Raw genomic sequence first — 12,428 nt, forward strand, 5'->3', positions numbered from 1 at the left:
ATAAGGACTTGGCATGCACACCCCGTCACTGCAAGACACCACCGCCCCCGAAGGCATCTGCTACGGCTGCGGCGGCAACAACCCCCACGGCCTGCATATCAAGAGCCGCTGGGATGCCGACGGCGTTCACGTGGTCGCCGAGCACCAACCGGAAGCGAAATACAGCGGCTGGCCGGATCTGGTCTACGGCGGCCTGATCGCCATGCTGGTGGACTGCCACTCGAACTGGACCGCCATGGCCTACCACTACCGCGCCGAACAACGCGAACCCGGCAGCCTGCCGCGTATCGACTGCGTGACCGGGCATCTCGGGATCAAATTCATCAAGCCCACGCCCATGGGTGTCACGCTGACCTTGCGTGCCCGGGTCGAGGGCGATGTGGGGCGTAAAAGCCGCGTGGTCTGCGAGGTATACGCCGGCGATGTGCTCACGGCGATCGGCGATTCGGTGTTCGTGCGCGTCGATACCGGGCAACTGGCCGCCGCCGCCCACGCTCGCAACGCGTGATCCTGGTCTACATTGACTGGCACCGCTAATCGAGGACTGCACCGATGACTCGTCTCACCGCGAAAGACTTCGCCCCCGAACTGCTGGAGCTCTACGACGGCTACGCCCACGGCAAGATCAACCGCCGCGAGTTTCTCGACCGCGCTGCACTGTTCACCTTCGGCGGGCTCACCGCGTCGGCGCTGCTCGCCGCCCTGAGCCCCAACTATGCGCTGGCCGAGCAAGTGAAATTCACCGACCCGGACATCGTCGCGGACTACATCACCTACCCTTCGCCCAAGGGCAACGGCACGGTGCGCGGCTATCTGGTGCGCCCGGCCAAGGCCACCGGCAAAGTCCCCGCCGTGGTCGTGGTGCATGAAAACCGCGGCCTCAACCCGTATATCGAAGACGTCGCCCGGCGCCTGGCCAAGGCCGGCTTTATCGCCCTCGCGCCGGATGGCCTGACATCCGTGGGTGGCTACCCCGGCAACGATGAAAAAGGCGTAGCGCTGCAACAAAAAGTCGACCCGACCAAGCTGATGAACGACTTCTTCGCCGCCATCGAGTGGCTGATGCACCACGACAACAGCACCGGCAAAGTCGGGATTACCGGCTTCTGCTATGGCGGCGGCGTGGTCAATGCAGCAGCCGTGGCCTACCCGGAGCTGGGCGCCGCCGTGTCATTTTACGGGCGGCAGCCAGAGGCCAAGGACGTGCCGCGCATCAAGGCACCGATCATGCTGCATTACGGCGAACTGGATACGCGGATCAACGAAGGCTGGCCGGCCTATGAAAAGGCCCTGAAGGCCGCGGGCACTACCTATGAAGCGTATATCTACAAGGGCGCCAACCACGGTTTTCACAACGACTCGACGCCGCGTTATGACGAGGCGGCGGCGAACCTGGCGTGGCAGCGCACGCTGGGGTGGTTCAACAAATACCTGGCCTGACCGCCTCTGAATGTGTAGAGGTTAGCCGCCGACAACTGTTTCATTTTGCTTCTTGATGAAAAATTTCAGCCCTGCACCGCCATCACCGTCAGCCAGGCCTTGAACGCCAGCATCGCCGAGGTTTCGGCGCGTGACTGCAGGCGCGTCAACCAATAGCTGCCGGTGCTGATGCCCACGTTGAAGGGCTGGCGGATCGCATCACTTTCCAGTTGTCGCGAGAACATCAGCGCCGGGGCCAACGCCACGCCGACGCCCTGCAGCGCTGCTTCCATCATCGCCAACGATGAGTCGAACACGATGCTGCGCGGCACCAGGGTGTCGGCAGGCAGCCCGGCGGCCTGGAACCACAGGTTCCACTCATCGGCGCGATAGGAGCGCAGCACCGTGTGCTTCAACAGCTCGGCCGGCGTGTGTAACTGCTCGGCGATTGACGGCACGCAGAGCACCGTCAGCGGCGCTTCGAACAATGGGCAGGCGTCGGTGCCATGCCAGGCCCCGGCGCCGAAACGGATCGCGTAATCCAGGCCTTCGGCGGCGACATCGACACGGTTGTTGTGCGTCGACAGGCGCAGGTCGATAAACGGGTAGCGGTGCTGGAAGTCCGCCAGCCGCGGCAGCAGCCAGCCCACCGCAAAAGTGCCGACCGCACCGACGCTGAGCACTTCGCGGTAGTGCCCGCCTTCGAACTGGCCCAGGGTGTGGGCAATGCGGTCGAAGGATTCGCGCAGCACCGGCAACAACGTCTCGCCTTCGCGGGTCAGCATCAGGCCACGCGGCAGGCGTTTGAACAGGGTGACGTTCAGTTGCGCCTCCAGGCTCTTGACCTGGTGGCTGACCGCCGCCTGGGTGACACATAACTCAATGGCGGCCCGCGTAAAACTCAGGTGCCGGGCGGAGGCCTCGAATGCGCGCAGGGCATTGAGAGGCAGATGGGAACGCAGCATGCTTGCCCCTAATTTTTCTAATGGCTGGTGCGAAATATCATCATTTGCCCAGGCCCGGCGAACTGTCTACCTTTGGCACGCCCGCGCAGGCTGTTCATTCAATCGATCATACTCATGGAAGCGATATCATGCCCCAACAAGCGGTATTTGGAGTGCGTCACTTAACGGCGCTGGCAATGTTTCTCGGCGCCGGCCAGTGCCTGGCCGCCACCGACCTGCAGGCCGTGGTAGACGCCAGCGTCAAACCGCTGATGCAGCAACAGGCTATTCCCGGCCTGGCGGTGGCGGTGGTGCAGAACGGCAAGGTGCAATACTTTAACTACGGCATGGCATCGAAAGAAACGCAGCAACCGGTCAACCAAAACACCTTGTTCGAAATCGGCTCAGTGAGCAAAACCTTCACCGCAACCCTGGGCGGTTACGCCCAGGCCATCGGCAAGCTCACGCTGTCGGACAAGGCCAGCCAATACTGGCCTGCGTTGGCCGGCAGCGCCTTTGACCGCATCAGCCTGCTGCAACTGGCGACGTACACCCCCGGCGGCCTGCCGCTGCAGTTTCCGGATGCCGCCGACAACGCCGACGCCATGCTCGGCTACTTCCAGCGCTGGAAACCCAGCTACGCCCCTGGCGCGCAACGTCTCTATTCCAACCCGAGCATCGGCCTGTTTGGCTACCTCGCGGCGCGAAGCCTGGGCCAGCCGTTCAATGTCGCCATGGAGCACACCCTGCTGCCCAAGCTGGGGTTGAGCAACACCCACCTCAGCGTGCCCACCGCGCAATCCGGCGAGTACGCCCAAGGCTACGACAAGCAGCAGAAACCCGTCCGTGTAAGCCCTGGCGCACTGGACAGCGAAGCCTACGGCATCAAGACCAGCACCCACGACCTGGCGCGCTATGTGATCGCCAACCTGCACCCGCAAACCCTGGAAAAGCCGCTGCAACAAGCCATCGCCAGTACCCACGCTGGTTATTACCGCGTGAACGGCATGACCCAGGGCCTGGGCTGGGAGTACTACCCCTACCCCATCGCCCTGCAAGCGCTGATTGACGGCAACTCGACACCGATGGCCATGGAACCTCACCGTCCCGATTGGCTGGCGACGCCGCAAGCGCAACCGGCCAACGTGCTGTACAACAAAACCGGCTCAACCGCAGGCTTTGGCGCGTATGTGGCGTATGTGCCAAGCAAGGACATGGGCGTGGTGATTCTGGCGAACAAGAACTATCCGAATGCCGAGCGGGTCAAGGTCGCCCATGCGATCCTGAGCGCGCTGGATCACTGAGCAAGGTGGGAGCCAGGCTCCCACATCGTGAGGTCTACATCCCCAGCCAGTGCGGCAGCGCCAGCGAGATGAACGGCAGGTAGGTGACCATGATCAGGAACGCCAACAGGATCATCAGCCACGGCATCGCCGCACGAATGGTCTGCCCCAGCGTCAAGCCGGTCACCGCCGAGGTCACGAACAGGTTCAAGCCCACCGGCGGGTGGACCAGGCCGATTTCCATATTCACCACCATCACGATCCCCAAGTGAATCGGATCGATGCCCAGCTTCATCGCGATCGGGAAGAAGATCGGCGCCAGGATCAACACGATCGCCGACGGTTCCATGAAACTGCCGGCGATCAGCAAGACCACGTTGACCATGATCAGGAAGCCAATCGGCGTGAGGCCCTCGGACAGCACCCAGGCGGTGATTTCCTGGGGGATCTGTTCGGTGGTCAACACATGGGCGAAGAGCATCGCATTGGCGATGATAAACATCAGCATGATCGCCAGCCGCCCGGACTCCAGCAGCACCTTGGGACAGTCGCGCAGACTCATGTCCTTGTAGACGAACAGCGCGACAAACGCCGAGTACACCGCTGCCACCGCCGCGGCTTCGGTCGGGGTGAACATCCCGCTGTAGATGCCGCCGAGGATGATCACCAGCAGCAGCAAGCCCCAGAACGCACGGCGCGCGCAGGCCAGCCACTCGCGAAAGCTCGCCCGTGGCTGCGCCGGCAACTTCTTGATGCGCGCCACGATATAGATCGCGACCATCAGCATCAGGCCCAGCAGCAGCCCCGGGATCACCCCGGCCATGAACAACTTGCCGACCGACGTTTCCGTGGCGGCCGAATACACCACCATCACGATCGACGGCGGAATCAGGATGCCCAGGGTGCCGGCGTTGCAGATGATGCCCGCGCCGAACGCCTTCGGGTAACCGGAGCGCACCATCCCGGCCACCGCAATCGAACCGACGGCCGCCACGGTGGCCGGTGACGAACCGGACAACGCGGCAAACAACATGCACGCCAACACCGCCGCAATCGCCAGGCCGCCACGGATATGTCCGACACACGCATTGGCGAAGTCGATCAGCCGCTGCGCCACGCCGCCGGTGGTCATGAACGCACCGGACAGCAGGAAGAACGGAATCGCCAGGAAGGTATAGGCATCCGAGGTTTCAAACAGCTTGATCGCCAGGGAACTCACCGAGTCCTGGCTGAACATCAGGATCGACACCGCGCCAGACAATCCGAGGGAAATCGCGACGGGCACGCCGAGGAACATGAACACAAACAACAGCAGAAACAGACAGAGCACGGCCATCAGTGACGCTCCTCATGGCCGCCGGCCAATTTGCTCGCCTCACCGGCCTCGTCGGCCAGCCCCAACCCGACCTGGCGGTGGGTGAACAGGCGATAGAAAATTTCCAGGTAGCGGATAAACACCAGGGCAAAACCGACCGGCACGATGAGCACGATGTCGCCGACATCGATGCCGAACTGGTCGAGGTCTTCGGCGCCGATGTGTGCTGTCATCACCGCACTCACCCACCTGTAACTGGCGACCATGAACAGCCCGGCGTAGGCCAGGCAGCACAGGCAGGCAAGCATCCCAAGCAAGCGCTGCACCCGGCGTCCGGTCAGCTTGACCAGCGCATCCACCCCAAGGTGGCCGGCGGTACGCACGCCGTAGGAAATGCCGAAGAAAATCAGCCAGCCGAACATGGCCTTGGTCAGCGCCACGCTCCAGGTCATGTCCTGGGCCCAGGTCATGGTGCCGTCGCCCAGGGCGTTGAAAAAATAGCTGCTCCAGGCCCACTGGTCGGCCAGGGCAAAGAACAGCGTGTAGATGTTGTTGAGCATGACGTAGACGAATGTCACCAGGGTCATGGCGGCCAGCAGGAAGGCAATGACGCCTTCCTCCAGGTGCTCCCAGACGCGCCTGAGCGTTTGCATGGCAAAACCTCGCGAAGCGGGAATAGGTTTCAGAGTGGAAACCGGATCAACCTGTGGGAGGGATCTCGGTATGCCCCGGCATTACAGGTTGGACGCATCCGCCGCCTTGATCAGGTCAGCCCCGATCTCGCCTTCGAACATCTGCCAGACCGGGCGCATGGCTTCGCGCCATTGCTGGCGTTGCGCGGGGGTCAGTTCGATGATTTCGCTGGTCTTGGCGTCGACGATCTTCTGTTTGGCCGACTGGTTCAGCGCCTCGGCCTGCTTGTTCACCTCAACGGTGACCTCGGCCATGATCTGCTCCAGGGTGCTGCGCACATCCGCTGGCAGGCCGTTCCAGAACTTCGCGTTGGTGATCACCATGTAGTCGATCAGGCCATGGTTGGACTCGGTGAAGTACTTCTGCACCTCGTTGACCTTCTGGCTTTCATAGTTCGACCAGGTGTTTTCGGTGCCGTTGACCGTACCGGTCTGCAAGCCCTGGTAGACCTCGGCAAAGCTCATCTTGCGCGGGTTGGCGCGGATCGCCTTGAACTGTTCTTCAAGCACGCTGGAGGCTTGCACGCGGAACTTCAGGCCACGGGCGTCCTTGGGTTCGTGCAGGGCTTTGTTGGCCGACAACTGCTTGAGACCGTTGTGCCAATAGGCCAGGCCGAGGATGTTCTTGTTCTGCATCGAGGTCAGTAACTGCTTGCCTTGGGCGGCCTGGAAGCGGTCGACGGCGGCCAGGTCGTTGAACAGGAACGGCAGGTCATAGATCTGCACCTGTCTGGTGTATTGCTCGAACTTGGCCAGGGACGGCGCGAGCATCTGCACATCGCCCAACAGCAGCGCTTCCATTTCCTTGCCGTCGCCGAACAGCGACGAGTTCGGGTACACCTCGACCTTGACCACGCCGGGCAGGCGTTCTTCGGCAAGTTTCTTGAACAGCAACGCGCCCTGGCCTTTGGGCGTGTTTTCGGCGACCACATGGGCGAACTTGATCACAATCGGGTCCGCCGCCTGGGCCAGGCCCACGACGAACAAGGTGGCGGCGCAGAACAGCGCCCGGGAGAGCTTGAGCATGGGAAATCACCTTCTTATTGTTGTGTTGTAGGGCAAGGTGCCTGATATGGCGCGTGTAGTGAATTTCGAATTTTTGATACCTGCGTTCGGCCTAGATGAACGCCAACCCGAACGAAAATGCAGATCCTCTCTCGCCTCTGGCTTCGGCTGCGGTCAGCGCTGGGCGGCGAGCAGCCGTTGTGCGCGCAACAGAACCGGGGCATCCACCATCTGCCCATCGATCTGATACGCGCCTGCCCCGTGGGCTCCGCCCGCCACCACGCGCTTGGCCCAGGCCAGGTCTGCGGCGCTCGGTGCCAAGGCCGCATGGATCACCGCCACCTGCCGGGGATGGATGCACAGCGCGCCGGCAAAGCCCATTTCATAGGCATGCCGGATCGAGCGACGCAGGCCTTCGGGGTCGTCGATGGCCGGGTGGACGCCGTCCAGCGGGGCCACCAGGCCGGCGGCGCGGGAATGCACGATCAGCGCCAGGCGCGCCTGGTCCAGGGCAAAGTCAGCCGCTGGCGAAGGGCTGCTCAGATTCAAGTCGAGCGCCAGGTCCAGGCCGCCGAACGACAGGCGCTCCACCTGCCGCGCATGGGCAATCGCGGCCACCGCCAGCAGGCCCTTGGCGCTTTCGATAATCGGCCAGATCCGTTTGCCGGCGGCGGCCACCACCGCGACCTGGGCGGCACTTTCGACTTTCGGCAGCAGCACGCCCGCCACGTTTGCATGGGCGTTGCAGAACGCCACATCGTCAGCGTGTTCGGCGTGCTCCGGCGCGTTGATCCGCACCCACACCCGGGCGTCGGAGTGGGCGCGCAAAAACGCGCCAAGGTTCTCCCGCGCCTGCCGCTTGAGCGGCTCTTCTACCGCGTCTTCAAAATCCACAATCACCGCGTCGGCACCGCTGGCCAGCGCTTTGGAAAACCGCTCCGGGCGGCTGCCGGGAACGAACAGGGCTGAACGAACTACAGGCGTTGGCATCACCACACTCCTTGTCAGATAACGCCGCGCGCGCGCAGGTCGTCGATGGTTTCGCCCGAATAACCGAGCTGATCGAGAATGCCCTGGCTGTGCTCGCCTAACGCGGGCACCGCATCCATGCGCGGGCTGAATGCCGTATTGCGCGCTGGCGGCAACAGCGCTGGCAGCGGACCGGCCGGGCTCGCGACTTCGCGCCAGCTGTCACGTGCCTTGAGTTGCGGGTGGTCCCACACGCCGTGCATATCGTTGACGCGGGCACTGGCGATCTGCGCATGTTCCAGGCGCTGGATGACGGCCTCGGCGTCGAGTCGGGCGAAGCTGTCGACGATGATCCGGCGCAGCGCCTCGCGGTTGGCCGAGCGCTTGAAGTTGGCGCAGAAGCGCTCGTCCGTGGCCAGCGCCGGGGTGAGCAGCACCTTGTCGCAGAACGCCGCCCATTCGCGCTCGTTCTGCAAGCCGAGCATCACCGTACCGCCGTCGCCGGTGGGAAACGGTCCGTAGGGATAAATCGTCGAATGCGCCGCCCCGGCACGCGGCGGTGGCGGTGCTCCGTCGAAGGCGTAGTACATCGGGTAGCCCATCCACTCCACCAGGCTTTCCAGCATGCTCACGTCGATACGGCTGCCCTCGCCGGTCTTGCCGCGCAACAACAGCGCCGAGAGGATGCCGCTGTAGGCGTACATGCCGGCGGCGATGTCGGCGATGGAGCAACCGGCCTTGGCCATCTGGTCGTCAGCGGGCCCGCCGGTCACCGACAGAAAGCCGCCCTCGCTCTGGATCAACAGGTCATAAGCCTTCTTTTGCGCGTAGGGCCCGCCTTCGCCATAGCCGGAAATATCGCAGACGATCAAGCGCGGGAAGCGCGCATGCAGCGTCTCGAACGACAGACCCATGCGCGCCGCTGCACCGGGTGCGAGGTTCTGCACCAGTACATCGGCGTCGGCGAGCAAGCTGTCGAGAATGGCGCCCGCCGCGTCTTGCTTGAGGTCCAGGGTCAGGCTTTCCTTGGAGCGGTTGGTCCACACGAAATGCGACGCCAGGCCGCGCACGCGTTCGTCATAGCCACGGGCGAAGTCACCGCTGCCGGGGCGTTCGATCTTGATCACACGCGCGCCGAGATCGGCCAATTGGCGTGTGCAAAAGGGTGCGGCAATCGCATGTTCCAGGCTGACAACGGTGATACCGTCCAGCGGTCGTTGATTAGCAGTCATGACGATTCCTCAAAGCCAGTGGGCCATGCACGGGGTGTTGCGCAACTGCCAGACCTTGGCGATCAACGCGTCGGCCTCGGCCGGGGTGCGTGCGCCGCTGAACTGGCTGAGGCGCTGGAATTTATCCGCCAGCTCGGCGCGGCTGAGGCTGTTGCCGGGGTCGCCCTTGGGCTCGTCGATAGCACCGTGCAGCGTGCGGCCATCCTCGGTGGTGACGGTGACGCGGCCCAGCCAACGCTGCGGATAGGCGTCGTCGACTTCGCGATCGAGGGTCATGCTGACCTTGTCGCGAAAGGCCGAGACGGCGGGATCGTTCAGTGCCAACGTGTGGAACTCAACCAGCCCGGCCTTGCCATGCACGGCGATCAGGCCCAGCACGGTGCCCATGGAGAACTTGGCCTGGTGAACGCTGGCCGGCGTAGTGACGCGCCCCAGCACATCGATGGCGCCCTGATGCACGCGGGTCTGCACCTTGGCGATCGCGGCGGCATCGAGGCCTTCACGCTGCATCAACTGCAGCAGCGCATCGGCGGCAGGATGGGTGTGGCGACACGAGGCATGGAACTTGAACGAGGTTTCCAGCAGCGCCCAGCGCCGGCCGAGGTCGGCGGACAGCTTGTGCGGTTCGGCATCGCTGGACATCCCGGCCGCCAGGCCCTGGTCGCCTTCGAGGATATTGCGCGCGCCCGTCAGCCCGTCCGCCGTCAGGTACGCGGCGAGCAAGCCATCCGCCGCCGCCTTGGCCGTGTGCAATTGCTTGGAGTCGGCGGCATCGCGCAAAAACTCCCACAGCCCGGCAGCCTGGGTGCCGGCGCTGCCGAGCAGGTTGATGAATTGCTCCTGATCGAACCCCAGCAATTTGCCCACGGCCACCGCCGCCGCCAAGGTGCCGACGGTCGCGGTGGTGTGGAAGATGCGGTAGTGGGAGCGGCCCATGAATTCGCCGATGCGAATCCCGGCTTCATAACCGGCCACCGCGGCCAGCAGCAGTTCACGGCCGGATTTGCCGAGGTCCTGGGCCGCCGCCAGGGCCGCGGGAAAGACCACCGTCGCCGGGTGCAGCACCGAGCTGTTGTGCAGGTCATCCTGCTCCACCAGGTGCGACGAGGCGCCGTTGACCAACGCGGCGAAATACGCGCTGCTGCTGCGGCCATTGACGATCACCTGCGCCGGGCCGCTGCTCGGCCCCATTTTCTGCGCGTAGCGCTCAAACAGCGGGATCGGGTGCGCGCCCTGGCTGGCCAGCGCCGACGCCAGCCAATCGAGAAAAAGGTCTTCGGTGCGCGCCAGCACCGGTTCGGGCAACTGCGCATAGGTCAATTCGGCGAGGAACCGACACAGGGCTTGGGTATGGCTCATGTTCAGGCCCTCAGAAACTGCGTGGCAGCTCGAGCAAGTGCTCGGCCACGTAGGACAGGATCAGGTTGGTGGAGATCGGCGCCACCTGGTACAGGCGGGTCTCGCGGAATTTGCGTTCCACGTCGTACTCGCAGGCAAAACCAAAGCCGCCGTGGGTTTGCAGGCACGCATTGGCCGCCTCCCAGGACGCCTTGGCCGCCAGGTACTTGGCCATGTTCGCGCTGGCCCCGGCAGGCGCGCCACGGTCGTATTCCTCGCAGGCACGCCAGCGCATCAGGTCGGCCGCTTCGATTTCGATATGCGCTTCGGCAATCGGGAACTGCACGCCCTGGTTCTGCCCGATGGGCCGGCCGAACACCACGCGGTCGCGGGCATAGGCGCTGGCCTTTTCGATAAACCAGCGGCCATCGCCGATGCACTCGGCGGCGATCAGGGTGCGCTCGGCATTCAGGCCGTCGAGGATGTACTTGAAGCCCTTGCCCTCTTCGCCGATCAGGCTGTCCAGAGGCAGTTCGAGGTTGTCGAAGAACAGCTCGTTGGTTTCGTGGTTGACCATATTGGCGATGGGTTGCACGGTCAGGCCGTTGCCGATCGCCTCGCGCAGGTCCACGAGGAAGATCGACATGCCTTCGGACTTTTTCTTCACGTCGGCCAGCGGCGTGGTGCGCGCCAGCAGGATCATCAGGTCGGAATGCTGCACCCGCGAGATCCAGACTTTCTGGCCGTTGATTACGTACTTGTCGCCGCGCTTGATCGCGGTGGTCTTGATCCTGGTGGTGTCGGTGCCGGTGCTGGGCTCGGTGACGCCCATCGATTGCAGTCGCAATTCGCCGCTGGCCAGTTTGGGCAGGTAGAAGCGTTTTTGCGCGGCGCTGCCGTGGCGCAGCAGGGTGAACATGTTGTACATCTGGCCGTGGACGGTACCGGAGTTGCCGCCGCAACGGTTGACCTCTTCAAGGATCACCGACGCTTCAGCCAGGCCGAGGCCGGAGCCGCCGTACTCTTCCGGGATCATCGCCGACAGCCAGCCGGCGGCGGTCAAGGCCTTGACGAAGGCATCGGGGAACGCTTTTTCTTCGTCGATCCGACGCCAGTACGCCGCATCGAATTCGGCGCACAAGGCGCGCACGCCCGCGCGGATGGCATTGAGTGCTTCATTGTCATTCGGGTTCATTAACGGCTCTCCGCCTGTTGTTCTGGTGTTATTCGAAATGCACACGGGCCTGCTGGGCCAAACCATCGTGATTACCGGCCCACAGCTCTGCCACGCCGGCTTGGCTGATACGCCCGGCGACTTCAAACGGTTGCGCAGCGATCAGCGGGCGCACGCCGCGATAGTCGAAACGGCGCACCGTGGCGCTGGGATGGGCCCGACAAAAGGCGCGCAGGCTCAACGTGGCAATCAACGGCCCATGCACCACCAGGCCCGAATAGCCTTCCGTGCCGGTGACGTAGGGATAGTCGTAGTGAATGCGGTGGCCGTTGAAAGTCACGGCGCTGTAGCGGAACAGCAGGGTCGGCGTCGGCTCGATCGCTTCGCACCACTCACCCGCCGCCAGCGCCGCGCCGTTGCCCGGCTTGGGTGGGGTCGGTTCGCGGTAGACGATGTCTTGTTCTTCGCGGATCGCCAGGCGGCCGTCCTGGGTGTAGTCATGGCGCACGGTGACAAACAGCAACGCACCGGTGCGGCCGGTCTTTTCTTCGACCTGGGTGATGGTCGACACACGGCTGGCCGCCTCGCCGGCGCGCAGCGGATGCAAGAACTCGAGACGCCCACCGGCCCACATGCGATTGCGGTTATCCGCCGGCGGCAGGAAGCCGCCACGGGCCGGGTGGCCGTCGGTGCCCAGGGCCGATTCCGGCCGCGGGTCTTGGAAGAAACACCATTGCCACAACAGCGGCACCGCCGCGCCGTGTTCGGGCACGGGCTCGCCGAATGTCGCGGCGATGCGTGTGAGCAGGTTGTGGCTCAGGTGGTCGTGGGCAGTTTCGCTTCGGCCGATCCAATCAGTGGCGCTCATCGGGTGCAGGTCCTCGGGCTGTGAATGTGTGCCCCGGATCATGCAAGCGCCCGACCGTTCTGAGAATTTGCATTTCAATAAGCCAGCGTTCGGCTATGCTGAACGCCACGCATTGATGGGCAACGGGCTCGCTTCGGTTGGTTGGCATTTTCATCGCCGGCACACTGTCAGCGCAGGCAAGCCCCGCAC

Annotated in this window: 12 protein-coding genes; 3 read left to right on the top strand and 9 right to left on the bottom strand. The window is 63.8% G+C overall.

The window, feature by feature from the left end; genetic code table 11:
• Positions 1-13 precede the first annotated feature (13 nt).
• On the top strand, positions 14-508 hold the full coding sequence (locus tag LQ249_RS16975) for a PaaI family thioesterase (RefSeq protein ID WP_232565699.1): 495 nt from the start codon (positions 14-16) through the stop codon (positions 506-508).
• A gap of 44 nt (positions 509-552) precedes the next feature.
• Complete coding sequence (gene yghX / locus LQ249_RS16980) at positions 553-1,440, top strand: YghX family hydrolase (RefSeq protein ID WP_046383639.1); 888 nt, start codon at positions 553-555, stop codon at positions 1,438-1,440.
• A 65-nt stretch (positions 1,441-1,505) separates the two neighbouring features.
• Here yghX and LQ249_RS16985 read toward each other — a convergent pair whose 3' ends face one another.
• On the bottom strand, positions 1,506-2,384 hold the full coding sequence (locus LQ249_RS16985) for a LysR family transcriptional regulator (protein WP_232565700.1): 879 nt from the start codon (positions 2,382-2,384) through the stop codon (positions 1,506-1,508).
• A gap of 128 nt (positions 2,385-2,512) precedes the next feature.
• Between LQ249_RS16985 and ampC the strand changes: the two genes are divergently transcribed.
• Entirely contained in the window at positions 2,513-3,667 is a 1,155-nt protein-coding gene (gene ampC, locus LQ249_RS16990; protein ID WP_232565701.1) for a class C beta-lactamase, read from the top strand.
• Between the two features lie 34 nt (positions 3,668-3,701).
• Here the strand turns inward: ampC and dctM are convergent, their stop codons facing one another.
• From dctM to LQ249_RS17030, 8 genes are all read right to left on the bottom strand, one after another.
• On the bottom strand, positions 3,702-4,982 hold the full coding sequence (gene dctM / locus LQ249_RS16995; RefSeq protein WP_232565702.1) for a C4-dicarboxylate TRAP transporter large permease protein DctM: 1,281 nt from the start codon (positions 4,980-4,982) through the stop codon (positions 3,702-3,704).
• Positions 4,982-5,614 (bottom strand): TRAP transporter small permease, encoded by a 633-nt coding sequence (locus LQ249_RS17000; RefSeq protein WP_232565703.1) that lies wholly within the window; start codon positions 5,612-5,614, stop codon positions 4,982-4,984. The genes dctM and LQ249_RS17000 overlap by 1 nt, the downstream gene beginning before the upstream one ends.
• Before the next feature lie 81 nt (positions 5,615-5,695).
• Positions 5,696-6,679, bottom strand: a complete 984-nt coding sequence (locus LQ249_RS17005; protein ID WP_079444003.1) for a TRAP transporter substrate-binding protein — start codon at positions 6,677-6,679, stop codon at positions 5,696-5,698.
• A gap of 153 nt (positions 6,680-6,832) precedes the next feature.
• Complete coding sequence (locus tag LQ249_RS17010) at positions 6,833-7,648, bottom strand: HpcH/HpaI aldolase/citrate lyase family protein (RefSeq protein ID WP_108524241.1); 816 nt, start codon at positions 7,646-7,648, stop codon at positions 6,833-6,835.
• Between the two features lie 14 nt (positions 7,649-7,662).
• Positions 7,663-8,859, bottom strand: coding sequence for a CaiB/BaiF CoA transferase family protein (locus tag LQ249_RS17015; RefSeq protein WP_079444005.1), 1,197 nt, complete (start codon positions 8,857-8,859; stop codon positions 7,663-7,665).
• Between the two features lie 9 nt (positions 8,860-8,868).
• Positions 8,869-10,218: an MmgE/PrpD family protein gene (locus LQ249_RS17020; RefSeq protein WP_232565704.1), complete on the bottom strand. Its 1,350-nt coding sequence runs from the start codon at positions 10,216-10,218 to the stop codon at positions 8,869-8,871.
• Positions 10,219-10,228: 10 nt separating this feature from the next.
• Positions 10,229-11,392, bottom strand: coding sequence for an acyl-CoA dehydrogenase family protein (locus LQ249_RS17025; RefSeq protein ID WP_057004641.1), 1,164 nt, complete (start codon positions 11,390-11,392; stop codon positions 10,229-10,231).
• A gap of 28 nt (positions 11,393-11,420) precedes the next feature.
• Entirely contained in the window at positions 11,421-12,239 is an 819-nt protein-coding gene (locus tag LQ249_RS17030; RefSeq protein ID WP_057004642.1) for an FAS1-like dehydratase domain-containing protein, read from the bottom strand.
• Between the last annotated feature and the right edge of the window lie 189 nt (positions 12,240-12,428).

This window comes from Pseudomonas sp. 7-41, from assembly GCF_021233075.1.
Classification (GTDB): Bacteria; Pseudomonadota; Gammaproteobacteria; order Pseudomonadales; family Pseudomonadaceae; genus Aquipseudomonas; species Aquipseudomonas veronii.